The organism is Gemmatimonadaceae bacterium (genome assembly GCA_036504815.1).
Taxonomy (GTDB): domain Bacteria; phylum Gemmatimonadota; class Gemmatimonadetes; order Gemmatimonadales; family Gemmatimonadaceae; genus PNKL01.
This window is the reverse complement of the sequence record DASXUN010000012.1, coordinates 183,489-208,735: the sequence shown is the minus strand read 5'-3', so window position 1 is coordinate 208,735 and position 25,247 is coordinate 183,489. Positions and strand designations below refer to the sequence as shown.

Below are 25,247 nucleotides of genomic sequence, written 5' to 3'. Positions count from 1 at the left end.
CGTCTCCCGTCCACCCTCTTCCGTCTCCCCCCAATGATCACGCTCAAAGGAAGAACCGCTCTCGTCACCGGCGCCGCGCGCGGCATCGGCCGGTCGATTGCCGAGACCCTGGTGGCCTGCGGGGCGCGCGTCGCCATTGCGGACCTCGATCTCGCGTCCGCCGAGAAGACGGCCGGCGAGATTGGCGAGGCCCGGGGCTTCGCCTGCGACGTCGGCGATCCCGCCGCCGTGACCATGCTCATCCAGACCGTCGAGGACGCCTTCGGCTCGCTCGACATCCTGGTCAACAATGCCGGCATCACGCGCGACAACCTGATGGCCCGCATGAAGGACGAAGACTGGGACGCGGTGATGGCCGTCAACCTGCGCTCGGCGTTCGTCGCCACGCGCGCCGTCCAGCGCGGCATGATGAAGCGGCGCTGGGGACGCATCATCAACATTGCCAGCGTGGTCGGCATCATGGGGAACAAGGGGCAGGCCAACTACTCCGCATCCAAGGCGGGGCTCATCGGCCTGACCAAGTCGTCGGCCAAGGAACTCGCCTCCCGCAACATTCTCGTGAATGCCATCGCCCCCGGGTTCATCCAGACGGCGATGACCGACAAGCTCCCGGACGAGGCCAAGGCGGCGCTGGCGGCGCAGATCCCGCTGGCCCGGCTGGGCGAGCCCAAGGACATCGCCAATGCGGTGGCCTTCCTGGCCTCGGACCTGGCGTCCTACATCACCGGGCAGGTCCTGGTGGTGGACGGCGGGATGGTGATGTAGCGGAACGCGACATCAACTATATTAAGTCTTCCCTCCACTTCAACGTTTGAGAGGATCCGCGGTATGGCCGACCATGGCAACAAGGTGAAGGACATCATCGAGAAGGAACTGGGTGTCGAGCGTGAGAAGCTGACGAATGAAGCCAGCTTCATCGAGGACCTCGGCGCGGACAGCCTCGACATCGTCGAGCTCGTGATGGAGTTCGAGAAGGAGTTCAACATCGACATCCCGGATGAGGATGCCGAGAAGCTCCGCACGGTCGGTGACGCCATCGCCTACCTGAACCAGAAGATCGGCTGACGCGATGAGGCGCCGGGTCGTCATTACGGGTCTCGGATGCGTGACCCCCGTGGGCAACGACGTGGGGAGTTCGTGGCAGGCGCTGCTCGACGGCAAGTCGGGGGGCGCGCCAATCACGCGGTTCGACGCGTCGAACCACAAGGTGCGGTTCGCGTGCGAAGTGAAGGGCTTCGACCCGGCGCTGTACATGGACCGCAAGGAAGCCAAGCGGACCGACCTCTACACGCAGTACGCCATGGCCGCGGCGGTGCAGGCCATGACCGATGCCGGATTCGGCGACGGGCAGGGGTATGACCCGCTCCGCACTGGCGTGGTCATCGCGAGCGGCATTGGCGGCATCAACACGTTCGAGGAGCAGCACGAGGTCCTGATGAAGTCCGGGCCGGGGCGGGTGTCGGCCTTCTTCATCCCGATGTTCATCAGCGACATTGCCTCGGGTGTGGTCTCGATGCGCTTCGGCGCCAAGGGACCCAACTTCACCACGGTGTCGGCCTGCGCCAGCTCGGGGCACGGCATCGGCATCTCGTTCCGCGCCATCCAGTACGGCGATGCGGACGTGATGATCGCGGGCGGCGCCGAAGCCTCGGTGACCGCGATGGCGATGGCCGGCTTCGCGAACATGCAGGCGCTCTCCACCCGAAACGACGACCCGGCGCGGGCGTCGCGCCCGTTTGATGCCACGCGCGACGGCTTCGTGCTGGGCGAGGGAAGCGGCGTCGTGGTGCTCGAGGAACTGGAGCACGCCAAGGCGCGCGGGGCGCGCATCTACGGTGAAGTGGCCGGGTTCGGCATGACCGGCGATGCCTACCATCTCACCGGCCAGCCCGAGAATCACGAGGGGCTGCAGCGGGCGATGCGGCGGGCGATCGAGGACGGTGGCCTCACCACCGCCGAGATCCACTACGTGAACGCGCACGGCACGTCGACGCCGATGAACGACGCCAACGAGATCCGCGCCATCAAGGCGGTGCTGGGTTCGCACGCCTCGGGCGCGAACGTGAGTTCCACCAAGTCGGTCACCGGGCACATGCTCGGCGCGGCCGGCGCCGTGGAGACGATCTTCACGACGCTGGCGATCCATCATGGCGTGGTGCCGCCGACCATCAACCTGCAGTCGCCGGATCCCGAGTGCGATCTCGACTGCACGGCCAATGTGCCGGTCCGGCGGCCGGTCGCCGCCGCGCTCAACAACTCGTCCGGATTCGGCGGGCACAACACTTCGCTCGCGCTCGTCCGGCTGCGGGGCTGATATGGCCCCCGCGCCGCAGGTTCCGGTTGACCGGATCAGCGACCCGGTGCTGCGCCGCATCGGCGAGCGCGTCGCGGCGGGCGAGCGGCTCGACACGGCCGACGCCGCGGCGCTCTATCGCACCGGCGATCTCACCGGGCTGGGGCTGATCGCCGACGCCGCCAACCGCGCCCGGAACGGCGACGTGGTGACGTTCGCGTCCAATCAGCACATCAACCCCACGAACGTCTGCATCCTGCGGAAGACCTGCGTCTTCTGCGGCTACGCGCGCCTGCCCAAGGAAGAGGGCGCCTACCGCTACACGATGGAGCAGGTGCTCGCCGAGGCGGCGCACGCCGCCGACGGGATGACGCGCGAGTTCCACATCGTCGGCGGCCTCGACATGAAGGCGGGCCTCGCCTACTACGAGGAGATGTTCCGCACGCTGAAGGCGAACTTCCCGCACGTGCACATCAAGGCACTGACCGCGGTGGAGATCGCGCACATCGCGCGCATCGAGAAGATGCCGTGGCGCGACGTGCTGATTGCGCTCAAGGCGGCGGGCCTCGACACGATGCCGGGCGGCGGCGCGGAGACGTTCAGCGCGGCGGTGCGTGAGCGCATCTCGGACAAGAAACTGGCGGGCGCCGAGTACATCGGGGTGCATCGCACCGCGCACGAGCTCGGGATCCGCACCAACTGCACCATGCTGTACGGCCACATCGAGACCATCGAGGACCGGCTGGAGCACCTGCAGATGCTGCGCGACCTGCAGGACGAGACGGGCGGGTTCCTGGCGTACGTCCCCCTGGCGTATCATCCCGACGACAACGAGCTCGGCCGGGAGCTGGGTCGTCAGGGGACGGCGACGACGGGCTGGGACGACCTGAAGATGCTGGCGGTGGGGCGGCTCTTCCTCGACAACTTCCAGCACATCAAGTCGCACTGGATCATGGTCACGCCGCACCTCTCGCAGGTGGCGCTGCACTACGGCGTGAACGACCTCGAAGGGACCGTGGTGCGCGAGAAGATCTACCACGCGGTCGGGGCGCACACGCCGCAGGCGATGAGCCTGGACGAGATCCTCAAGATCATCCGGGGAGCGGGGAAGACGCCGGCCGAGCGCGACTCGTTCTACCGGATCCTGCGCACCGAATTCGAGCCGACGCCAGCGCCGGCCGGAGTGGCCTGATGCGCGTCGGCCGCATCCCGTACCTCAACTGCGCGCCCGTGTACGGGGCAGTGGATCGCGGCCTCGTCACGCTCGACGCCGACCTGATCACCGGCATTCCGTCGGCCCTGAACCGCGGAGTTGCCGAGGGGACCATTGACGTCTCCGTGGTCTCGGCCGTGGAATACGCGCGAGACGCCGGCAAGTACCTGTTGCTGCCCGACCTCGCCATCTCGTGCCACGGCGAGGTGCGGAGCGTGATGCTGTTCTCGACGCGCCCGGCCACCGAACTGGGCGGCACGCAGGTGCTCGTGAGCCGCAGTTCGATGACGTCGGTAGCGCTGCTCGACCTGCTGTTCGAGCACGTCTGGAAAGTGCGGCCGACGTTTGTCCCCGGCGATGCCGAGGCGGACGACCTGCGGCAGGATCAGTCGCCGGTGGCGGCGCGCCTCGTCATCGGCGATGCGGCGCTGATGCTGCGGCATAAGGAGCACCCGGTGGCCGTGGCCCATGGGCGCGAGTATCCGTTCGTCTACGACCTCGGGCTCGAGTGGAAGCGGTGGACGGGGCTGCCCTTCGTATTTGCAGTCTGGGTGGCGCGCCGCGAAGTGAACGTGCGGGACGCCCTGCAGGTGCACGGCGCACTGATGGAGAGCCGCAACTGGGGACTCGCCAACCTCTCGCGGATTTCGGACGAGGCATCGGCCGTCTGCCGCCTGCCGTCGGCCGTCATTCACGAGTATCTCGCCGGTCTCGACTACCGCCTCGGGCTTGAATACCTCGAGGGTCTCTCGGAGTTCTTCCGGCGGCTGGAGCTGGCCGGCAAGGTTCCCCAGGGCCGGCTCGTCTTCCTGCCGGCTGCCTGATCGATCGTCCGTTCCGCCCCCTTTACTCCGCCTCACCCATGTCTGAACTCTCCAACCTCCTCGACCTGTACCAGCACGCGCCGCTCCTCGAGCTGGGCGCGCTGGCCGACGCCCGTCGGCGCGAGCTCCACCCCGAGCGGGTGGTGACGTACATCGTCGACCGCAACATCAACTACACGAACGTCTGCGTCGCCGACTGCGGCTTCTGCGCCTTCTACCGGCGCCCGAAGCACGGCGAAGGCTACACGCTCTCGTACGAGGAGATCGGCGCGAAGATCGAGGAGACGAAGGCGCTGGGCGGGGTGCAGATCCTCATCCAGGGCGGGCACAATCCGTACATCCCGTTCGAGTGGTACCTCGAGCTCATCAAGTACATCAAGCGCAACCACCCCATTCACGTGCACGGCTTCTCGCCAAGCGAGGTGGATTTCTGGGCGCAGCTGTACCGCATGGAGGCGCGCGAGGTCATCCGGCAGCTCATCGCTGCCGGACTCGACAGCATCCCCGGCGGCGGCGGCGAGATCCTGGTGCAGCGCGTGCGCGACATCGTCGCCCCCAAGAAGGCGGGGGCCGACCGCTGGCTGGAGATCATGGAGATCGCGCACGAGGAAGGGCTCAAGACCTCGTGCACGATGATGTTCGGCATCGGCGAGACGCTCGAGGAGCGGATGGAGCACCTGGTGCGCCTGCGCGACGTGCAGTCGCGCACCCACGGGTTCACGGCGTTCATCACCTGGCCGCTGCAGCCCGAGAACACGCCGCGCCTCAGCCAGCAGCCCAAGACGGACGCCGTCGAGTACCTGCGCACGGTGGCGTTCTCGCGGCTGGTCCTCGACAACATCCCCAACATACAGGCAAGTTGGGTGACGATGGGCATGAAGGTTGGACAGATCGCGCTGTCGTACGGGTGCAACGATTTCGGCTCGCTCATGATCGAGGAGAATGTCGTGTCGGCGGCGAACACCACCTACCACACGACCACCGAGGAGATTGAGCGACTGATCACGGACGCGGGATTCACGCCGCGCCGTCGCCGGCAGGACTATCAGCTGATCGCCGCGTCCGCCGCGGCGTAGGAGTCGGTTCTCCCATGGGTGTGCGGTTCGGAAGCGGGGCACGCAAGGCGATCGACGCCGCGATGGTCGAGGCGGAGCGTCTCGGTCTCGACCTGCCGAATTCGCTGCACCTCCTGCTCGGCATGCTGCGCGCGCCGCGCGGCACGGCCAGCCAGATGCTGGCCATGCTGGGGATGCCGGTCGACCTGCTGGTCCGTGCCGTCGAGTCGCGCCTCTCGGGCGCGGGAGCCGCGGCGATGGCCGAGAGCGAGGACGCCGCGGAGGCGATCCTGCGGGCCGCCGGCGAAGAGGCCGGACGACGCGGCGGCGGGGTGGTGACCGAGGGCGACATCATGCGCGCGATGGGGCACAGCCCCTTCAGCGGTGCGGGGCGCGTGCTCCTCGAAGCCGGCATCACGGCGGAACGGCTGGACCAGCTGCCGCTCGAAGTGGCGGCGGACGCACCGCCGGCGGCCGGCGCGCGCGCCGTGGCGCGCACGCGCACCGGCATTGGCTACGACTCGCACCGGTTCGGGCCGGGCGCCGGCATCATTCTCGGCGGCGTCATGATTCCGTCGGACCAGCGGCTGGTGGGACACAGCGACGGCGATGCGGTGGCCCATGCGGTGACCGACGCGATTCTCGGGGGCGCCGGCGTGGGCGACATCGGCGAGATGTTCGCGGACACCGACGCCGCCAACAAGGGGCGCGATTCGATCGAGATGCTGCACCTCGCCGTGGAGCGCGCGCGCCACGCGGGCTGGTCCCCGACCCAGGTGGACGTGACCGTCATCGCGGAGGCCCCGCGCATCGGACCGTATCGCAACGCGATGCGGGAGCGCCTGGCGCATGCCCTCGGACTCAGCGTCGCCGACGTGATGGTCAAGGGCAAGAGCAACGAGGGCATGGGGTGGATCGGGCGCGGCGAGGGCATCGCGGCCATCGCAGTGGCGACGCTCAACTCGTTCGACGGGGAGCGCCGGTGACTGCCTTGCTGGACTGGGTGAACGCGCTCGACGTCAATACGCTGTACGTGCTGCTGGGCGTGGTGGCGTTCATCGAGAGCATCTTTCCGCCGGCGCCCGCCGACGTGGTGGTCGCCTTCGGCGCGTTCTACGCGGCGCGACGCGACGCCGAACTCCTGCCGGTCGTGGCGGCCATCGTCATCGGATCGGTCCTCGGCTCGCTGGTCGTCTACTTCGTGGCCCGCCGCTTCGGCGCCGACTGGATGCACGCCCGCCTCAAGCGGCTGCACCTCCTGAATGCCGAAGAGCGCCTGGAAGGCCTGTACGCCCACTACGGCCTCGCCGCGCTCTTCGTCAGCCGGTTCGTCCCGGGGCTCCGCGCCGTGGTGTCGCCGATGGCGGGCGCGCTGCGCGTGAAGGTGCTCCGCTACACGGCGGTGATCGCGGTGGCCAGCACCATCTGGTACGGCATCATCATCTGGCTTGCGTTCCGGGTGGGCACCGACTGGGAGCAGGTGCAGGATTCCATGCGCGTCGTTGGACGCCGTGTCGGCGTCGGCGCGCTCGTGGTCATCGTGTTGCTCACCGTGCTCGGGTGGGAACTGTGGCGCCGGCATCGGGCCAAGCACCCGCACCTGCGGCAGCCCCCGCCGGAGTGACCGGCGCCGACCGGCTTCGCCCATTTCTCCTCGAGCGTTTCACCGAGTTCCTGACGCTCGAGCAAGGAAGCTCCGCCCGCACCGACGAAAGCTACGGCCGCGACCTGTACCGGATGGCCGAGTGGGCCGTCGCGCACGGCGCCCTGTCGCCGGAGGCCCTGACGGCCGCGCACCTGCGGGAGTTCGTCTACTATCTCAAGGACCTCGGCCTCTCGCCCGCCTCCATCCGGCGCGGCATCTCCGCCATTCGAACGTGGTACCGCTTCCTGCTGGCCGAAGGCGTCGTGAAGGTCGATCCGAGTGAACGGCTCGAGACGCCCAAGAAGTGGCGGACGCTGCCCGAGGTCCTGACCCCCGCGGAGATCGAGCAGCTGCTCGGCGCCATTCCCATCGAGGAGCCGCTGGCGTTTCGCGACCGGGCGATGCTCGAACTGGCGTACGGCGCCGGCTTGCGCGTCGGGGAGTGGATCACGCTGAAGGTGAACGACCTGATGCTGGATGAGGGAGTCGTGCGCGTCTTCGGCAAGGGGAGCAAGGAACGCCTCGTGCCGGTTGGCGGGAAGGCCACCGGCGCCGTGGCCATTTACCTGCGCGAGCTGCGGCCGCGGCTCGAGCGGGGCAGGGGTTCCGGCGTGCTCTTCCTGAACGCACGCGGCACGCCACTCACGCGGATGGGCGCCTGGAAGATCCTCCGCAAGTATGTCGTGCTGGCTGGCATCACCAAGCCCGTGACGCCCCACACCCTCCGGCACTCCTTCGCCACGCATCTGCTCGAGGGCGGCGCCGACCTGCGGTCGGTGCAGGAGATGCTCGGCCATGCGGACATCAGCACGACGCAGGTGTACACGCACGTCGACCGCGAGTACCTGCGCTCCGTGCACCGGCAGTTCCATCCGCGCGGATGAGCGGTGCAGGGTACAGGGAACTCCGCTTCGGGGATAGCTTACTAGCGTGATTCTCGTCATCGATAACTACGACTCCTTCACGTACAACCTCGTCCAGTATCTGGGCGAGCTGGGCGAGGCGTTGCGCGTCGCGCGCAATGATGCGCTCACCGTGGAGGACGTCGGCGCGCTCGCGCCGACCGCCATCGTGCTCTCGCCGGGGCCGGGAACGCCCGCCGAGGCCGGGATCACCGTCTCCCTGATCCGTCGGTACGGCGCCCAGGTGCCGATGCTCGGCGTCTGCCTGGGACATCAGGCCATCGGCGAGGCGTACGGCGGATGCGTGATACGCGCGCCGCGCGGCGTGATGCATGGCAAGACGTCCAAGGTCCTGCACAACGGCACCGACCTGTTCGATGGACTGCCGTCTCCGCTCCAGGTGATGCGCTACCACTCCCTGGTCGTCGAGCACGGCACGCTTCCCGCCTGCCTCGAAGTCACGGCGCACGCCGCCGATGACCCAACGGAGATCCACGCCCTCCGCCACCGCACGCATCCCGTGTGGGGCGTGCAGTTCCACCCCGAGTCCATCCTGACGCAGGACGGCAAGCTGCTGCTGGCCAATTTCCTTCGGCTGGCGCGCGCGGGGGCCGCCGCGTGAGCATCCTGCGACGCATCATGACCGTGCTGGCCATCGGTATTCCGGTGGCCGCGCTCGTCTTCTTCCTGGTGGTGGCCCGCGTCGTCGGCGCCCGCATGAATCGTGTGGACGAGCGCAAGGCGATTGCCGTCTCGCCGCGCGCGGCCGCGCTGCACCAGACACTGCTGGTTGCCGACCTGCACAACGACCTGCTGCTCTGGGACCGCGACCCCGTCACCATGGGATGGTGGGGGCACACCGACGTCGAGCGCCTCGTCGAAGGCAACGTGGCGATCGAGGTCTTCTCGACCGTCACCAAGACCCCGAAGGGGCAGAACTACACGCGGAACAGCGCGTCGACCGACCAGATCACGCTGCTCGCCATCGGCTCCCGGTGGCCACGCGCCACCTGGCACAGCCGCCTGCAGCGGGCGCTCTACCAGGCCGGCAAACTCGAGCACGCGGCGGCGATTTCCGAAGGGCGGCTGGTGCTCGTGCACAGCGCCGCGGAGCTGCAGAAGGCGCTCGACTTTCGCGCCTCCACGCCCGGCCTCCGCCCCGTCATCGGCATCCTGAACACGGAAGGGCTGCAGGCCATCGACGGCGAGCTCGCGAATGTGGACACCCTCTTCGCGCACGGGTTCCGGATGGCGGGTCTCACGCACTTCTTCGACAACGACGTCGCCGGATCCGCCCACGGGGAAGCGAAGGGCGGCCTCACCGAGCTCGGACGTCGCGTCGTCGAGCGCATGCAGGCGCTGGGCTTCATTGTGGATCTCGCGCACGTTGCGCCCAAGGCGTTCGACGATGTCCTGGCGCTGACCACGCGTCCCGTCGTCGTCTCGCACACCGGGGTGCAGGCAACCTGCGCCGGTCCGCGGAACCTGTCGGACGATCAACTGCGCGCGTTGGCCGCGCGCGGCGCGCTCATTGGGATCGGCTTCTGGGACGGCGCGGTGTGCGACGCGTCGCCGCGCGCCATCGCCAGGGCCATCCGGCACGCCGTCACCGTGGCCGGCCTCGACCACGTGGCGCTCGGCTCCGACTGGGATGGCGCGACGACGGTGGCCTTTGGGGCCGACGGGGTGGCGCAGGTCACCGAGGCGCTCCTGCAGGCCGAATTCACCGAGGCGGAGATTCGCGCCGTGATGGGGGAGAACACCAGGCGGTTCCTGCTCGCCAACCTCCCCGCCGGCGCTCAGACCCCCTAAGGTACGTCGACGACGGCGACGACCGAGTCGCGCTCCGCGCCGATTCGCACGAGGACCCCGCCACGCCGGGGATCGCCTGTTCCCACAAAATGGTATGTCGCTGCGGCGCCCACATACCTGGGAAGGGTCCGCAGGCTGTCGGAGAGCAGGTCGCCCCGCAGCGTTCCGGCGCGTACTGCCGCCTTCGCGAGCACGTGCACGGCATCATACGTCGCCGCCGCCGTCACGCGCGGCTCGTGTCCCACGCGCTGGCGAAACCGGCGCACGAACGCCACCGATGCGGAGTCGGGGCTGCCGGAATTCCACTGATGGACGATGACCGCGCCGACCACCGCCGGCGTGCGATCCATCGCCTGGAGGTCCCACGTGTCGCCCCCCAGAAACTGTCCGCGAAAGCCAAGCGCCCGCGCCTGACGGATCTGCACCGTGTCAACGACGGTGTAATTCGGCAGGAGCAGCACCTCGGGGTGCTTCGCGAGCATCCGCTGCAGCGTCGAGCGAAAGTCGCGCTCCTCCGGCTGGAAGTCCTCGATATCCGTGACTTCGCCGCCGAGACTCACGAACGTGCGAAGAAACAGGTCCGAGAGAAGCTTGGCGCTGGAACGCGTGGCGTCGTACAGGACCGCCGCCCGCTCAACCTTCAGGTCGCGCCGCGCGAAGTGTGCCAGCACCGTTCCCTGCGCCTCGTCGAGGAGCGCCAGCCGGGAGATGTACCGGCGGTGTGCGGTGAGCAACACGTTGGACGCCATCGGTGAGAGCATCGGGATGCCGGCCTGCTCGGCGACCGGCGCAACGGCGAGCGCATGTTCGCTCAGCTGGGGACCGACGATGGCATGCACGCGGTCCACCGTGATCAGCCGCTTCGCTTCGGCGATGGCCCCCGCAGGATCCGGTTCGTACGACCGCTCCACCAGATTGATGCGATAGACGTGCCGACCGATGCGCACTCCACCGGCATTGTTGATCTCCGCCACCGCCATCTCGGCCCCTTCCATGGACGGCCCGCCTGACGCCTGGCGGAACTCCGCGCCCTTGGCGGCCAGCACCGCGATGCGGAACTCTCGCGGGTCCGATCGCGCGCAGGCGCTCACCGCGAGCATCGCCAGCACCAGCCCGCGCCGGAACGGCGACGGGAATGTCACGCCTGACGATCGAAGGTCGGAAGTGCAAAACATGGCAGGAGTGTACCGCGATGATTGTCGACTTGGCCCGGTTTAATCGTGCCACGCGAAGGCCGCCCGCTGGAGAGTCTATGGCACGTCCATGAACGCAAAGACCGAGTCCCGCTGGACGCCGAGCCGCACGAGCACGCCGCCGCGCTTCGGATCGCCGCTGCCGGTGAACCGATATGTGGCCATGGCGCCCGCGAACCGACCGAACGTGCGAAGGGTGTCCGTAAGCAGGCCACCGTCCAGCGAACCAGCGCGTCGCGCCGCTTCGGCGACGAGCCGGATGGCATCGTAGGTCGCCGCGGCCGTGGTGCGTGGCTCCGATCCGTGTTGCTGCATATAGGCGCGCACGAAGCGCTGCGCCATGGGCGCAGGGCTGGCCGGATTCCACTGATGCACCAGATACGCGCCCACCGCATCGGGCACCCTCCGCAGCGTGCGCGCATCCCACATGTCGCTTCCCAGGAACGCACCCCGGAAGCCGAGGGAACGCGCCACGCGCAGCTGCACGGAATCAGCGCTGATGTAGTTCGGAAGCAGCAGCGCCTGCGGGTTCGTGGCCAGCAGTCGCTTCAGTTTCGGCCGGAAATCGCCCGAATCCGCGGTGGCGTACGACTCGATGCCCGTCACCTCGCCACCGCTGGCGACGAAGGTCCGCAGAAAGAAGTCGGCGATCGAGCGCGCTGACGAGATGGACGAGTCCTGCAGGATCGCCGCGCGCTGCAGCTTCAGCTCGCTGTGCGCGAATCGCGCCAGGATCATCCCTTGCGCGTCGTCGAGCAGCGCAAGGCGCGACACGAAGCGTCGGTGGGCCGTGAGCAAGGGGCTGGACGACATCGGGGAGAGCATCGGCACGCCGGCCGATTCCGCCACCGCGGCCACGGCGAGCGCGTGGTCGCTGATGCCGGGACCGACGATGAAGTGCACCCGGTCGCGCTCGATGGCCTCGCGCGCCGCCGCAACCGCCGTGGACGCGCCCGCCAGATACGACTTTTCCACCACGACCAGGCGGTACCGGTCGCCGCCAATCAGAACCCCGTCACCGCCGTTGACCTCGTCGGCGGCCATGCGCGCACCCTGAAGGGAAGGGAGTCCGGCGGCGACCGCCCAGAAGTCGCCGCCAGGGGCGAGCACGGCCACGCGCAGTTCTTTCGGCTCGGCGTGACCACAGGCCGCCAGGACCACGGAGAGCGGGACGAGAAGCGCACGTCGCAGCTGCATTGCGGGAAGTCGGGGTTGGCGGATGCAGGAGAAGGTACCTCCAGCCGGCTCCCGGCGCAGGGGCATTGGGCGGCCAGCATCCGCCGGGCATCCGAGGACGCCTGGGGGGACTCGCGGCGGGTGGCCCGTGGGGGCGACCCGCCGTCCGGGCCGCCGCCCGAGCGGGCGTTTTTGACCATCCGCGTCCCCAACCGTATATTGGGTGGCGTGATTTTTGCATCGCCATCCTCGCCTCCGGGGGGTGCCACCTGAGCATCCTGGCCGTGATTCCCGCCCGCTTGGGCGCCACCAGGCTCCCCCGAAAGCCCCTGCGCCACCTCGGTGGCGTCCCCTTGGTGGTCCGCGTCTGGGAGCGGGTGAGGAGTCTCGGCCTGGCTGACCGCGTCGTCGCCGCCACCGAGTCGCCCGAGGTGCTGGCGGTCCTCGAGGCGCACGGGGCCGAGGGCGTCCTGACGTCCGATCAGCACCCGTCCGGGACCGACCGCGTGGCCGAGGTCGCCCGGCAAGCCGAATACGCGGCCTACGATATTGTCGTGAACGTGCAGGGCGACGAGCCGTTCATGCGGGGCGATGCGATGGCCGGGGCCATCGCCATGGTGCGCGACCACGGGTTCGACCTCGGCACCGCCGCCGGACGACGAGCCGCCGACATCATGGGCGACCCGCACTGCGTGAAGGTCGTCCGGGCGGACGACGGGCGCGCGCTCTATTTCTCGCGCGCCCCGATTCCGTTCCTGCGCGACGAATCCGAGCGCGCGCAGCGCGACGGGCTCGTGCTGCAGCACATGGGCATCTACGCGGCGCGCCGCGACGCGCTGGAGACGTGGGTCGCCCTTCCGCCGCATCCGCTGGAGCTGGTGGAGAAGCTGGAACAACTCCGCGCCCTCGCCGCCGGACTGGCGATGGGCGTGGCCATCGTGGACGCCCCGTCGTGGGGCGAAGTCAACACCGAGGACGACCTCGTGCGCGCCAACGCCCACTGGGAACAACTCACCGCCGGAACCGCCAGATGACGCCCACTGCATCGAGCACGAAATACATCTTCGTCACCGGCGGCGTGGTCTCGTCGCTGGGCAAGGGGATTGCCGCCGCCTCGCTGGGACGACTGCTCGTCGAGCGCGGCCTGCGGGTCACGATGATGAAGTTCGACCCGTACCTGAACGTCGATCCGGGGACGATGTCGCCCTTCCAGCACGGCGAGGTCTTCGTGACGGATGACGGCGCCGAGACGGACCTCGACCTCGGTCACTACGAGCGCTTCATCGACCGGCCGCTCAGCCAGGCCAACAACGTCACGACGGGGCGCATCTACCTGAACGTGATCACCAAGGAGCGCCGCGGCGAGTACCTCGGCTCCACGGTGCAGGTGATTCCGCACATCACCGACGAGATCAAGGCGGCGGTGCGCCGCATGGCACCCGAGAACGACGTGGTGCTCGTCGAGATTGGCGGCACGGTGGGCGACATCGAATCGCAGCCGTTCCTCGAGGCGATCCGCCAGTTCCGGCACGACATCGGCCGCGACAATGCGCTGTTCATTCATCTCACGCTGGTGCCGTTCATCGCCGCGGCGGGCGAGGTGAAGACGAAGCCGACGCAGCATTCGGTGCGCGAACTGATGGAACTCGGCATCCAGCCCGACATCCTGATCTGCCGCACCGAACGCCCGCTGACCGAGGACACCAAGCGCAAGATCGCGCTCTTCTGCAACGTCGAGTTTGGCGCGGTGATCGAGAGCCGCGACGTGCCGACCATCTACCAGATTCCGCTGGCGTTCGCGGAGCAGGGGCTCGACCAGCTCGTCTGCCGCAAGCTGGGACTCGAGACCAAGCCGGCCGAGCTCTCGGCGTGGCGCACGATCGTGCAGAAGGTCGTGGAGCCCAAGTCGAAGGTGCGCATCGCCGTGGTGGGCAAGTACACCGACTATGCGGACAGCTACAAGAGCATCCAGGAGGCGCTGATCCACGGCGGCATCGCCAACGATGTCGGCGTGGACGTGGCGTGGACGTCGTCGGACCTGTTCACTGACAACGACACGGCAAAGCGCCTGCTGGCCTCGTACGACGGCCTGCTCGTCCCCGGCGGTTTCGGGGTGCGCGGCGTCGAGGGGATGGTGGAGGCAATCGCCGGCGCGCGTGAGACCGGCACGCCGTTCTTCGGCATCTGCCTCGGCATGCAGGTGGCCATCATCGAGTTCGCCCGCAACGTGTGCGGCCTGGACGATTCCAACTCGAGCGAGTTCGCACCGGAATGCGCGCACCCGGTGATCGCGCTCATGGAGAGCCAGCACGGCGTGAAGGACATGGGCGGCACCATGCGACTGGGCGCGTATGCCTGCCGGCTGGCGCGCGGATCGCGCGCCGCGGAGATCTATGGCGTGCCGGAGATCAGCGAGCGCCACCGGCATCGGTACGAGGTGGGGAACGGCTTCCGCGAACTCTTCGTCGAGAAGGGGATGCGCCTGGCGGGGCTCTCACCCGACGGGTCGCTGGTGGAGATGATCGAGCTCCCCGACCATCCGTATTTCGTGGCCTGCCAGTTCCATCCGGAACTGAAGTCGCGGCCAACGCGCCCGCATCCACTCTTTGCGGCGTTCATCGGCGCGGCCGTGAACCGGCGCAACGCGCGCGCGGACGCGCCGTCCGCTCCCTCGCTGGCCAAGGCCAAGTAAGCCATGCCCGCTTCGTTCCCGCGTGACCAACTCTTCCTGATCGCCGGCCCGTGCGTCGTCGAGTCCGACGACATCATGCTGCGCGTGGGTGAGCATCTCGCGCGCCTCGCCGAGCGCGTGCCCGGCGGCATCATCTACAAGGCGAGTTTCGACAAGGCCAACCGCTCCAACGCGGGCGCGCATCGCGGCCCGGGCATGGAGGAAGGGCTGGCCGCGCTCGATCGCGTGCGCGAGGCGACGGGACTGCCCGTCATCACCGATGTTCATCTGCCCGAGCAGTGCGCCACGGTCGCGCTGGTGGCCGATGCGCTCCAGATCCCCGCGTTCCTCTGCCGCCAGACGGACCTGCTCGAGGCGGCGGGGCGCGCGGGCAAGCCGGTGAACGTCAAGAAGGGGCAGTTCCTGCATCCGGAGGGCATGAAGGGCGCCGTCGCCAAGGTTCGCGAATCCGACCCCGCCGGGGCGCGCGGCCCGGGCGAGATTGAAGTCGCGGTCACGGAGCGCGGCTCCTTCTTCGGGTACGGCGACCTCGTGGTGGACATGCGCGCAATCCCGCGCATGCGCGACGCGTGCGACTGCCCGGTGATCTTCGACGCCACGCATTCAGTGCAGCAGCCGGGCAAGGGGCAGGGCGGGGCGTCGGGGGGCGTGCGCGCGATGATCCCGCACCTCACGCTGGCGGCGTGCGCCGCGGGCGCCGACGGGCTGTTCATGGAGACGCACCCGGATCCCGACCACGCGCCCAGCGATGGGCCCAACATGATGCCGCTGCATCAACTCGACGAGCTGATCAGGCGCGCGGTGGACGTGTGGAGCGCGGCGCGGGGCCGGCGATGACCGTCGCCAACGTGATCGAGACCGAGGCGGCCCGCCGGGTCAAGTTTGTCGTCTTCGACGTGGACGGCGTGATGACCGATGGCGGGGTCTACCTGGGCGACGTGGACGGCCGCCGGCTCGAGTTCAAGAAGTACGACATCCAGGACGGCCTCGGCATCCTGCTTCTCCGGTGGGCCGGCGTGCGCGTCGGCATCATCACCGGCCGCGTGTCGGAGAGCGTCGCGCTGCGGGCGGCCGAGCTGAAGGTGGACGATCTCATCCAGGACGAGCACGCGCGCAAGCTCCCGTCGCTCAAGAAGCTCTGCCAGCGGCACGGCATCGGCCTCAATGAAGTGGCATTCGTGGGCGACGATCTTCCTGACGTTGGCGTCCTGCGCGAGGTCGGCCTCCCCGTGGTGGTGGCGAACGCCACCGCCGACGCGGCGCAGTGCGCGCGCGTGCAGCTCACGCGCAACGGCGGGGCGGGGGCGGTGCGGGAGTTCTGTGAACTGCTGCTGCGCGCCCGCGGCGAGTGGGACACGCTCGTCGAGCGCTATGTCCAGAGTCGATCGGAGGGAGCAGCCAAGTGACCACGGCCGCCGAAGTCATCGCGCGCGGACAGCGCGTCATCGCCCTCGAACAGGCGGCGCTCGCGCGCACGGGCGCGCGCGTGGGCCCCAGTTTCGCCGCCGCGGTGGATCTCATCGCCACGGCCAAGGGCCGCACCATCGTGGCCGGCATCGGCAAGAGCGGGCTGATTGGCCGCAAGATCGCTGCCACGCTCACCTCCACGGGCACGCCGGCGACCTTCCTCCATCCGACCGAGAGCGTGCACGGCGACCTCGGGATCGTCGGCCAGGACGACGTCGCCATCCTCATCTCGAAGAGCGGCGAGACGGAGGAGTTGCTCCCCCTGCTGGAACAGCTCAAGCGGCTCGGGGTAGGGGTCATCGCCATCACCGGTGAGATCGATTCCACGCTGTCGCGCGCGGCGGACGTGGCGCTCGACGCGTCGGTGGAGGAAGAGGCATGCCCCCACGATCTGGCGCCGACCACCAGCACCACGGTCACGTTGGCGCTCGGCGATGCGCTCGCGGTGGCCCTGCTCGAGGTCAAGGGCTTCCGTCGCGAGGATTTTGCGCGGCTGCATCCCGGCGGCGCGCTGGGACGCAAGCTGCTCACCAAGGTGTCTGACGTGATGCTCACCGAGAGGCTGCCGATCGTCCCGCCAACCGCCACGATGCGCGAGGCCGTGGTGCTCCTTGCCGAGCGGCGCGGCATCGTGCTGGTCGCCGATGACACGGGGCGCCTGCTGGGACTGCTGACCACGGGCGACCTGACCCGGCTGATGGAGCGGGTGCACGACGTCTTCCCGGTGCGCGTCGACACCGTGATGGTGAAGACACCCAAGACCGCGGCGGCCGACGAACTCGGCAGCGCCGTGGTGTTCCGGATGGAACAGCACGGCATCATGGCGATGCCCGTGCTGGCGACGGACGGCGCGATCGTCGGCGTCGTGCATCTCCACGATCTGATGCGGGCGGGGGCGGCGTGAGCGAACGGCAGACGGGAGACGGGAGACGGGAGACGGGAGAGCGCCGGCGTCGCGGGATGCGTGCGCGCGGCCGCGGCGTCTGCGTGGCGCTGCTCGGCGCGGCGGTGCTCGCCGCCTGCAGCGACACGCAGAAGCCCAAGACCGGCTCCGTGGCGTCGGGCATCGATCCCAACGCCGACCAGGTGGTCTTTGGCTCGCGCACCCTGGTGACGGAGAACGGCCTGCGCCGCGCCGAAGTCTTCAGCGACACCGCGCTCTTCTACGACGACAACACGCGGATGGACATGCGTGTGGTGCGTTCGATCTTCTACAACGCCACGGGGGCCAAGGACGCGGTGCTGACGTCGCGCACCGGCCGCTACCTGACGCGCGACAACGTGCTCGAGGCGCGCGGCAACGTCGTCATCATCACGGTGGACGGGCGCCGGCTGGTGACCGAGCAGATCAAGTTCGACTCCCGCGTCAACCAGATCTCGTCGGACAGCGCCTTCGTGCTCACGGAAGAGGGGCGCGAGGCCAGCGGCATTGGCTTCGTCTCCGACCCCGACATGAACAACCTGCGCATCCTCCGCGCCTCACGCGCGAAGGCGCGCGACGTCAAGATGCCGGGCAAGTGATGCGACGACTCTGGGTTGCCGGCGCGCTCTTCGTCCCGGCGGTGCTGGCCTCCCAGCAACCGGCGCGGCGGCGCACGTGCAACCTCGAGCTGTATAACTTCGACTCGACGACCACGCTCGCCATCAAGCTCCCCAGCGGACAATACAACAGCTACTACGGCCGCGGCGTGCGCGGGCGCTGCACCAATTCCGACCAGCGCCTCTCGGGCGACTCGCTGGAGTCGATGGGCGACGTGAAGACCCATATCCTGATCGGCCGCGCCCACTACGACGAAAAGCGCGTGCGCCTCGATGCCGATCGCATCACGTACGTGCAGAGCGAGGAGCGGGTGCTGGCCGAGGGCAACGTCGTCGCGGTGACCGACAGGGGGACGACCATGCGCGGGCCGCGCGCCGAGTATTTCCGCGCGATGCCCGGCATTCGCGCTGAGGCGCGCCTGCTCGCGACCGGCCGCCCGGTGACGCGGCTCAGCCCGGCCGACGCGGGAGAGGGCGCCACCGACACCGTCGAAGTGATCGCCGACCAGATGCTCGACGTTGCCGACTCGCTGATGTATGCGGGCGGGTCCGTCATCATCACGCGCCCCGACCTCGTCGCCACGTCGGACAGCGCGACCATGGACAGCGGCCGCGAGTGGTCGCGCCTGACCGGCCGACCCCGAATCGAAGGGAAGGGGGAGTCGAAGTTCACGTTGGTCGGGCGGCAGATCGACCTCTGGTCGCGCGAGCGCAAGCTCGAACGCGTGCTCTCGGCCGACAGCGCCAAGGCCGTGAGCGAGGACGTGACGCTCGCCTCCGATACCATCGACCTTCGACTCAGCGCGCAGAAACTCTCGCGCGCCTATGCCTGGGGCCGGTCGCGCGCCAAGGCGCACGCCACCGATCGCGACATCCTGGCCGACTCCATCGACGTGGACATGCCGGGCCAGGTGCTGCGCGAGTTGCGCGCCCTGCGCGGCGCCTTCGCCAAGAGCCGCACCGACTCGACGCAGTTCGTCTCCACCGAAGACGATTGGCTGCGCGGCGACACGATCGTTGCCGCGTTCGACAGCGCGCGCGCAGCGGGCGATTCCACCACCAAGCCCGTGATCCGTTCCATTCTCGCCTCCGGCGACGCATCGTCGTTCTACCAGGTGGCATCGTCGGAAGGCGCCAAGGCGGCGCCGAACCTGAACTACGTCAAGGGCAAGGCGATCACGGTGCAGTTTGGCGCCGATCGCGCCGTGAGCACCGTGACCGTGCGCGAGAAGGCCTCCGGCGTCTACCTCGAGCGCCTGCCGTCGGACTCCGCGAAGGCGGATTCCACGAAGGCCGATTCCACCGTGCGATCGGGGAAGGCCGCCGGCGCGCCGGGGAAGACGACCACCGCTCCCGCCCGAACGCCACCGCGTCGCGGAACGACCGCGCCAACTCCCACACCCGTGAAGAAGCCGTGACCACGCCACCCACCGAACCGAACGACGTGCCGTCGGCACCCGAGGCCGAGGCGCCATCGAACGCCGCCTCCGCGACGCCGGACAGCGAGGCGGCCGTGCGGGCCGTGGCCGAGCGCCTCGCGGGCGGCGATCGCTCGGTGGCGCTGGCGCTGATTGCCCTCATCGGAACGGCGGACGACAAGGGCGGCGCGACGTTCAATGACCTGGCCGTCCACTATCGCAATGATCACCTCGCCGCCCTTCAGGCCGAAGGGCGTGACGTCGAGCGCGAGGCGGGACGCCTGAGCCTCGACGAGGTGCGGACGCACCTCGCCAACGTCGCGCTGCCGCGCCTCGTGGACAACGGTTCCATTGCCGTGGGCGACCTCGACGATCCCGACTGCCGCGTGGCGATGACGCCGGCCTTGTGGGCGTCGGTGCGCACGGGGCGCGATGCCTTTGCGGATGCCCTGCGCGTGACGGGCGAACATGCCGCCCCGCGCGTTTCGGCGGCCACGATGCCGCGCGTGGACGGACGCAGCGTGCTGCGCGCCGAAGGACTGGTCAAGACGTACCGCCGCCGCAATGTCGTCAATGACGTCGCGCTCGAGTTGCGACAGGGGGAGATTGTCGGCCTGCTCGGTCCCAACGGCGCAGGAAAGACGACCAGCTTCTACATGATCACCGGTCTCATTCCGCCGGCGGCGGGCCGCATCTACCTCGACGGCACCGACATCACGCAGATGCCGATGTACAAGCGGGCGCGCCTCGGGATCGGATACCTCTCGCAGGAACCGTCCATCTTCCGCAAGCTGACCGTCGAGGAGAACATCCTCGCGATCCTCGAGGAGCTCGACCTGAGCAAGGCAGAGCGCGCCGCGCGCCTGGAGGCGCTCCTCGACGAACTGGGCCTCAAGCACCTCCGGCAGAGCAAGGCGTATCAGCTCTCCGGCGGCGAGCGCCGCCGGCTCGAGATCACCCGCGCGCTGGTGACCCAGCCCAAGTTCATGATGCTCGACGAACCGTTCGCGGGCGTGGACCCCATCGCCGTGCACGACATCCAGGTGATCGTGGCCAGCCTGCGGCACCGGGGGATCGGCGTGCTGATCTCGGATCACAACGTCGAGCAGACGCTCGACATCGTCGATCGCGCGTACATCATGTTCGACGGGCAGGTGAAGGTCTCCGGCACGGTGCGCGAGCTGGTCTTCGATGACACCGTCTCCCGCGTCTACCTCGGCCCGACGCTCACCGCGCGCCTTCGCGAGCGATTCCGTCGCGAGCACGGCCCCGACGAGACCGACGCGCTCGTGGCCGACGCGCCCGCGTCCAACGCGCCCGTGTCTGACGCGCCCGCCGCCGGCGAGCTTGAGGTGCCGCCCGAGGCGAGTAGCGAGGCCTCGTCTCCATGAAGACGGGGCTGAGCCAGTCGGTCCGGCTGGGGCAGGAGCTGAAGATCAATCCGCGCCTGTACCAGGCGATGGACATGCTCACGATGCCCCTGCTGGACCTGCAGCAGCACCTGAAGCAGGAGCTGCTCGTCAATCCGTTCCTCGAACTCATTGAAGAGGATGGCGACGACGAGACTGGTGACGCCGACGAGAATGAGGAAGGCTCCAGCACCGCGGGCGACGCGTTCGAGGTGCCGCTGGAATCGTCCGCCCCGACGCCCGAAACCGATCCTCGGCAGCAGGAAACCGACTGGGAGGACATCCTCCTCGACGGCTTCGATGTTTCCGGGGCCCGCGAGAGCTACGAGGCGCGCGAGTACACCGAGCCGGTGAGCGTCGCCCGCGGCGGGCTGGAGGACGACCTGCGCGAGCAGCTCGCGCTCATCCAGCTCACCCCGCGCCAGCAGGTGCTGGCCGAGGAGTTCATTGGCGACATCAATGACGACGGATACCTCGCCTGCGACCTCGAGGAGATCCTCCGCGGCATCAATGCCGAGATCGAGCGCAGCGCCGACGCCACCGGACGGGACGGCGCCGACCTGCCGTTCTTCACGATGGCCGAGGCCGAGGAGATGCTCGCCATCATCCAGGCGCTCGATCCGCCGGGGGTGGGGGCGCGCGACCTGCGCGAATGCCTGCTGCTCCAGCTGCGCGAATCGACGGACGACGTGGCGCTGGCCCGGCGCATCCTCAGCGAGCACTTCGACGAACTGACGTCGCACCGCTGGGTGGAGATCGCGCGTCGCGTCGGAACCACGCCGCTGGAGGTGCAGCATGCCGCCGACCAGATCGCGAAGCTCAACCCGAAGCCCGGCTTCAACAAGAGCTCAACGCCCGACGGCTACGTGATCCCCGACCTCGTCGTGGAGAAGGTGGACGGCCAGTACCTCGTCTTCCTCAACGACACCAACATCCCGCGCCTGCGCCTGAGCCGCGTGTACCAGGAGATGGCGCGGGACCGCAAGAAGTTCACGACCGAGCACAAGGAATTCATCGCCAGCAAGCTCAACGCCGCGCAGTGGCTGATCCAGGCCATCGAGCAGCGGCGCCACACGATGCTCAAGGTGATGCACTTCATCGTCGACCGGCAGCGCGACTTCTTCGAGAAGGGCGTGCAGCACCTCAAGCCGCTGACGCTGCGCGAGGTGGCCGACGTGATCGGGATGCACGAGTCCACGGTCAGCCGCGTGACGAGCGACAAGTACGTGCAGACGCCGCGTGGCGTGCTGCCCCTGAAGTTCTTCTTCTCGTCCGGCATCGCCACCACCGACGGCGAGGACGTGTCGGCGCGCGGCATCAAGGACAAGATCGAGAAGCTCGTGAAGGACGAGGACCCGAAGGATCCGCTCACCGACCAGGCAATTGTGGAGATCCTCGAGCGCGAGGGCATCCGCATCGCCCGGCGCACCGTCGCCAAGTACCGGGATCAGCTGCATGTCCTCCCGGCGCGCATGCGCAAGCGGGTCTAGCCGTGACGACATGCTCCGTGCTTCTTCGCCGCCGGCCGCTGCCGGCCCGCCCGTGACCCTTTCCGTGCCCACACTGTGCCCGTGCCCGTTCCCACCACAGTAGACGTCTCGGTCCTGGTGCCCGCCAAGGACGAGGCGGAGAACCTCCCGCTCTTTCTCGAGCTGTGTGCCCAGACCTTCGCCGGGCGCGCTGAACGCTACGAGGTGATCGTCGTGGACGACGGTTCCGCCGACCGCACCTGGGCGCTGCTCGAGACGCTCCGCGCCACGTATCCCTTTTTGCGTGCCGTGCGGCACCGCGCGCGGCGCGGCATCGCCGATGCGTTGCGCACCGGCTACCTGAACGCGCGCGCGGACGTGCTGGTCTTCTATCCCGCCGACCTCCAGTTCAAGCCCGAGGACATTCCGCGGCTCGTCGCGCCCATCCTCGCCGGCGAAAGCGACATGGTGACGGGCTTCAAGCAGGGCAAGTACGAGAAGGCCTTCGTCTCGCGCATCTACAACGGCCTGAGCCGCGCGCTCTTCGACGTGCGCGTGAAGGACCTCAACAACGTCAAGGCGTACCGCCGCGAGATCATGGACGCGCAACCGTCGCGCCCCGACTGGCACCGCTACATGATCGTGCTCGCCGCGCAGCAGGGGTTCACGGTCAGCGAGATTCCGGTGCCCCTGTATCCACGGCACGCGGGGAAGTCCAAGTTCGGGATCGGGCGCATCCCCATCGGCGTGCTCGACATGCTCTCGGTCTGGTTCGAGCTGCGCTTCGGACAGAAGCCGCTGCTCGCCTTTGGCATGCTCGGCGCGCTGCTCTTCGCCGCGGGATTCGTCGCGGGACTCGTCGCCCTCTACATGCTGTTCACCGAGAACGTCGGCGTGCGCGCGGTGTGGACGGTCATCCAGACCTGCCTGATCCTCGGCGGCATCTTCTTCGCCACGGGCCTGTTGGGCGAACAGATCGCGGTGCAGCGCGCGGAACTGCGTGAACTGCGGCGCCGCATCGACGAGACCACCCAGCCGCCGTCGGCGTGAGCAAGCCGCCGCTGCGGGTTCTCTTCGTCACGCACGCATTTCCCCGTCATGCGGGCGATGCGGCGGGAGCGTTTGTCCTCGCGCTGGCGCGCGCCGTCCAGGCACAGGGGTGCGAGGTGCGCGTGCTCGCTCCGTCCGCACCCGGACTTGCCGCCGTGGACACCATCGACGGCGTCCAGGTGCAGCGCTATCGCTACGCGCCGCGGTCGTGGGAGACGCTCGCTTATACCGGAACGATGGCGGAGCAGGTGAGCGCCTCGTTGCGCGGCAAGACCGCACTGGCACTGCTGCTGTGGCGCGGACGGCGCGCGGCACGCGCCGCCATTCGCGGCTGGCGCCCGGACCTGGTGCACGCGCACTGGTGGTTCCCGTCGGGGATGCAGGCCGGCGGCCACGGCGCGCCGATGATTCTCACGATGCACGGCTCCGACGTGCGGCTGATGCGCTCGGCGTCGTCGCGCACGCTTTTCCAGCGCGTCGCGGCGCAATCGGCCGCGCTCTTCGCCGTGTCGGGCTGGCTCGCCCGACAGGCGCGCGAAGCCCTGGGCAGCCGTCCCGTCGGCACCGCGCCGATGCCGGCCGCCACCGCGCTCTTCACCGCGCCCGCCAATGACGCGCACCAGAAGGACCTCATGCTGTTCGTCGGGCGGCTCAACGCGCAGAAGGGACTCGACCACCTGTTGCAGGCGATGGCGCGCGCCCGCCGGCCCTGGACGCTCGACGTCGTGGGGGACGGGCCCGACCGCGAGGCGCTGCAGGCCCGCGCGCGGGAGCTCGGCGTCGGTGAGCGCGTCACGTGGCTCGGTCATCTCCCACAGGCAGACCTTGCACCGTTGTACGCGCGCAGCGCCGCACTCGTGATTCCGTCGACCGATGAAGGACTGGGCCTCGTCGGCATCGAGGCGGCGCTTTGCGAGACGCCGACGGTCGCGTATGCGAGCGGCGGCCTGACTGACGTCGTGCACGATGGCGTGACCGGCTGGCTCGTTCCCGGCGGCGACATCGACGCGCTAGCGCATGCCGTGGACGGCGTCGTGGACCGCCCCACGAAGGCGCGCGCCGCCGGTGTCACCGCGCGCGTGCGCGCACTGGCCAACTTCTCGCCCGAAGCCGTTGGCGCGCGCTATCGCGAAGCGTACGACGCGGCCCTGGGGCGCCGATGATCGCCTGGCGCCGCATCATCCGCACGGTAATGCAGCTTGCGCTGCTGCTCTTCCTGGGCGGGTACCTCTACGTCAATTGGGGCGACTACGAACAGGTCTTCCGACAGGCGCGGCCGCATTGGGGCCCATTGCTGGCTTCGTGTTTCTTCGTGGGCGTCGCGTACGTCGCGCTGATCCAGACCTGGCGCCAGACGGTCGAGGCGTGGGGCGAACGGCTCAGCTTCTCGAGCGCCGCGCGCATCTGGTTCATCAGCAACCTCGGCAAGTACATCCCGGGCAAGGTCTGGGCGATCGCCGCCATGGGTACGCTGGCGCAGGAACAGGGCATCTCGCCCACGGCCGCGATGGGCTCCTCCGTCGTGGTGCAGCTCGTCAACCTGGTCACGGGCTTTGCCGTCTTCCTCGTTGCCGGTGCCAATGCGGTCGACGTTCCGGCCGCCGCGGCGGCGGGCGTGTTGGCACTGGCCCTGGCGCTCGTGCTGGCGCCGACGCTCCTGCCGCGCGCGGTGGCCTTGGTGAATAGCGTAAGCGGCCGTCAGTTGGCGGTGCCGCATCTCCCGCCGCGCGCCATCTGGTGGGCCGCCGCCGGCACGACGCTGGCCTGGGTGCTCTACGGCGTCGCCTTCGAGTTCTTTGCGGTGGGCATGTCGGCCGGCACGGTCGCCGGCTCGCTGGGCGACTGGACAGCCCTCTTCGTGGGCCCATACCTGATAGGTTTCATCGCGGTATTCGCCCCCGGCGGCATCGGCATGCGCGAAGTGGCGATGGCCGAGGCGTTGCAGCGCTCGGGGCTCGCCGTGGGCGCGCTGGCGGCGCTCCTCGTGGTCGCGTCGCGTGTCTGGCTTACCATTCTCGAGATCATTCCCGGCGTGCTGCTGCTGATGCTGCGGCCGCCGGCTCGCACCGATACTCCATCCCGATAGGTTG

General features: G+C 68.9%; 25 protein-coding genes. 23 read left to right on the top strand and 2 right to left on the bottom strand.

What is annotated here, in order from left to right; genetic code table 11:
• The first annotated feature begins 33 nt into the window (after positions 1 to 33).
• The 11 genes from fabG (at position 34) to VGJ96_06015 (ending at position 9,744) form a co-directional block, all read left to right on the top strand.
• Positions 34 to 765, top strand: a complete 732-nt coding sequence (fabG, locus tag VGJ96_06065) for a 3-oxoacyl-[acyl-carrier-protein] reductase (GenBank protein ID HEY3286669.1) — start codon at positions 34 to 36, stop codon at positions 763 to 765.
• A gap of 63 nt (positions 766 to 828) precedes the next feature.
• Positions 829 to 1,065 carry an acyl carrier protein gene (locus tag VGJ96_06060; GenBank protein ID HEY3286668.1) on the top strand — a complete coding sequence of 79 codons (237 nt, stop codon included), beginning with the start codon at positions 829 to 831 and terminating at the stop codon, positions 1,063 to 1,065.
• 4 nt (positions 1,066 to 1,069) lie between these two features.
• On the top strand, positions 1,070 to 2,314 hold the full coding sequence (fabF, locus tag VGJ96_06055) for a beta-ketoacyl-ACP synthase II (protein HEY3286667.1): 1,245 nt from the start codon (positions 1,070 to 1,072) through the stop codon (positions 2,312 to 2,314).
• 1 nt (position 2,315) lies between these two features.
• A complete protein-coding gene (gene mqnE / locus VGJ96_06050) occupies positions 2,316 to 3,485 on the top strand; it encodes an aminofutalosine synthase MqnE (GenBank protein ID HEY3286666.1) in 1,170 nt (389 codons plus the stop codon).
• Positions 3,485 to 4,330: a menaquinone biosynthesis protein gene (locus VGJ96_06045; GenBank protein HEY3286665.1), complete on the top strand. Its 846-nt coding sequence runs from the start codon at positions 3,485 to 3,487 to the stop codon at positions 4,328 to 4,330. The genes mqnE and VGJ96_06045 overlap by 1 nt, the downstream gene beginning before the upstream one ends.
• A 38-nt stretch (positions 4,331 to 4,368) precedes the next feature.
• Complete coding sequence (gene mqnC, locus VGJ96_06040) at positions 4,369 to 5,406, top strand: cyclic dehypoxanthinyl futalosine synthase (GenBank protein ID HEY3286664.1); 1,038 nt, start codon at positions 4,369 to 4,371, stop codon at positions 5,404 to 5,406.
• 14 nt (positions 5,407 to 5,420) lie between these two features.
• Positions 5,421 to 6,371, top strand: a complete 951-nt coding sequence (gene ispF, locus VGJ96_06035) for a 2-C-methyl-D-erythritol 2,4-cyclodiphosphate synthase (GenBank protein HEY3286663.1) — start codon at positions 5,421 to 5,423, stop codon at positions 6,369 to 6,371.
• Positions 6,368 to 7,009 (top strand): DedA family protein, encoded by a 642-nt coding sequence (locus tag VGJ96_06030; GenBank protein ID HEY3286662.1) that lies wholly within the window; start codon positions 6,368 to 6,370, stop codon positions 7,007 to 7,009. The genes ispF and VGJ96_06030 overlap by 4 nt, the downstream gene beginning before the upstream one ends.
• Positions 7,006 to 7,914, top strand: a complete 909-nt coding sequence (gene xerD, locus VGJ96_06025; GenBank protein ID HEY3286661.1) for a site-specific tyrosine recombinase XerD — start codon at positions 7,006 to 7,008, stop codon at positions 7,912 to 7,914. The genes VGJ96_06030 and xerD overlap by 4 nt, the downstream gene beginning before the upstream one ends.
• Before the next feature lie 46 nt (positions 7,915 to 7,960).
• Complete coding sequence (locus VGJ96_06020; GenBank protein HEY3286660.1) at positions 7,961 to 8,554, top strand: aminodeoxychorismate/anthranilate synthase component II; 594 nt, start codon at positions 7,961 to 7,963, stop codon at positions 8,552 to 8,554.
• Complete coding sequence (locus VGJ96_06015) at positions 8,551 to 9,744, top strand: dipeptidase (protein ID HEY3286659.1); 1,194 nt, start codon at positions 8,551 to 8,553, stop codon at positions 9,742 to 9,744. The genes VGJ96_06020 and VGJ96_06015 overlap by 4 nt, the downstream gene beginning before the upstream one ends.
• Here VGJ96_06015 and VGJ96_06010 read toward each other — a convergent pair.
• Together VGJ96_06010 and VGJ96_06005 are read right to left on the bottom strand one after the other, a co-directional pair.
• On the bottom strand, positions 9,741 to 10,886 hold the full coding sequence (locus tag VGJ96_06010; GenBank protein HEY3286658.1) for an ABC transporter substrate-binding protein: 1,146 nt from the start codon (positions 10,884 to 10,886) through the stop codon (positions 9,741 to 9,743). The genes VGJ96_06015 and VGJ96_06010 overlap by 4 nt on opposite strands.
• A gap of 108 nt (positions 10,887 to 10,994) precedes the next feature.
• A complete protein-coding gene (locus VGJ96_06005) occupies positions 10,995 to 12,134 on the bottom strand; it encodes an ABC transporter substrate-binding protein (GenBank protein ID HEY3286657.1) in 1,140 nt (379 codons plus the stop codon).
• 263 nt (positions 12,135 to 12,397) lie between these two features.
• On the opposite strand from VGJ96_06005, the gene kdsB reads away from it, so the two are divergent.
• The 12 genes from kdsB to VGJ96_05945 all read left to right on the top strand — a co-directional run bounded on the left by kdsB (position 12,398) and on the right by VGJ96_05945 (position 25,243).
• Positions 12,398 to 13,147 (top strand): 3-deoxy-manno-octulosonate cytidylyltransferase, encoded by a 750-nt coding sequence (gene kdsB, locus VGJ96_06000; GenBank protein ID HEY3286656.1) that lies wholly within the window; start codon positions 12,398 to 12,400, stop codon positions 13,145 to 13,147.
• Positions 13,144 to 14,805, top strand: a complete 1,662-nt coding sequence (locus tag VGJ96_05995) for a CTP synthase (GenBank protein ID HEY3286655.1) — start codon at positions 13,144 to 13,146, stop codon at positions 14,803 to 14,805. The genes kdsB and VGJ96_05995 overlap by 4 nt, the downstream gene beginning before the upstream one ends.
• 3 nt (positions 14,806 to 14,808) lie before the next feature.
• On the top strand, positions 14,809 to 15,642 hold the full coding sequence (gene kdsA / locus VGJ96_05990) for a 3-deoxy-8-phosphooctulonate synthase (GenBank protein ID HEY3286654.1): 834 nt from the start codon (positions 14,809 to 14,811) through the stop codon (positions 15,640 to 15,642).
• The gene (locus VGJ96_05985; GenBank protein HEY3286653.1) at positions 15,639 to 16,211 is read left to right on the top strand and encodes an HAD hydrolase family protein; all 573 of its coding nucleotides are present in this window, start codon (positions 15,639 to 15,641) and stop codon (positions 16,209 to 16,211) included. The genes kdsA and VGJ96_05985 overlap by 4 nt, the downstream gene beginning before the upstream one ends.
• The gene (locus tag VGJ96_05980; protein HEY3286652.1) at positions 16,208 to 17,176 is read left to right on the top strand and encodes a KpsF/GutQ family sugar-phosphate isomerase; all 969 of its coding nucleotides are present in this window, start codon (positions 16,208 to 16,210) and stop codon (positions 17,174 to 17,176) included. The genes VGJ96_05985 and VGJ96_05980 overlap by 4 nt, the downstream gene beginning before the upstream one ends.
• Before the next feature lie 56 nt (positions 17,177 to 17,232).
• Positions 17,233 to 17,793 carry an LPS export ABC transporter periplasmic protein LptC gene (lptC, locus tag VGJ96_05975; protein ID HEY3286651.1) on the top strand — a complete coding sequence of 187 codons (561 nt, stop codon included), beginning with the start codon at positions 17,233 to 17,235 and terminating at the stop codon, positions 17,791 to 17,793.
• Positions 17,793 to 19,229, top strand: coding sequence for a hypothetical protein (locus tag VGJ96_05970; GenBank protein ID HEY3286650.1), 1,437 nt, complete (start codon positions 17,793 to 17,795; stop codon positions 19,227 to 19,229). The genes lptC and VGJ96_05970 overlap by 1 nt, the downstream gene beginning before the upstream one ends.
• Positions 19,226 to 20,620: an LPS export ABC transporter ATP-binding protein gene (lptB, locus tag VGJ96_05965; protein HEY3286649.1), complete on the top strand. Its 1,395-nt coding sequence runs from the start codon at positions 19,226 to 19,228 to the stop codon at positions 20,618 to 20,620. Before VGJ96_05970 ends, lptB begins: the two co-directional genes overlap by 4 nt.
• Positions 20,617 to 22,128 carry an RNA polymerase factor sigma-54 gene (gene rpoN / locus VGJ96_05960; GenBank protein ID HEY3286648.1) on the top strand — a complete coding sequence of 504 codons (1,512 nt, stop codon included), beginning with the start codon at positions 20,617 to 20,619 and terminating at the stop codon, positions 22,126 to 22,128. The genes lptB and rpoN overlap by 4 nt, the downstream gene beginning before the upstream one ends.
• An 81-nt stretch (positions 22,129 to 22,209) precedes the next feature.
• Positions 22,210 to 23,157: a glycosyltransferase family 2 protein gene (locus VGJ96_05955; protein HEY3286647.1), complete on the top strand. Its 948-nt coding sequence runs from the start codon at positions 22,210 to 22,212 to the stop codon at positions 23,155 to 23,157.
• Positions 23,154 to 24,320, top strand: coding sequence for a glycosyltransferase (locus VGJ96_05950; protein HEY3286646.1), 1,167 nt, complete (start codon positions 23,154 to 23,156; stop codon positions 24,318 to 24,320). Before VGJ96_05955 ends, VGJ96_05950 begins: the two co-directional genes overlap by 4 nt.
• Complete coding sequence (locus tag VGJ96_05945) at positions 24,317 to 25,243, top strand: lysylphosphatidylglycerol synthase domain-containing protein (protein HEY3286645.1); 927 nt, start codon at positions 24,317 to 24,319, stop codon at positions 25,241 to 25,243. The genes VGJ96_05950 and VGJ96_05945 overlap by 4 nt, the downstream gene beginning before the upstream one ends.
• Positions 25,244 to 25,247: the final 4 nt, after the last annotated feature.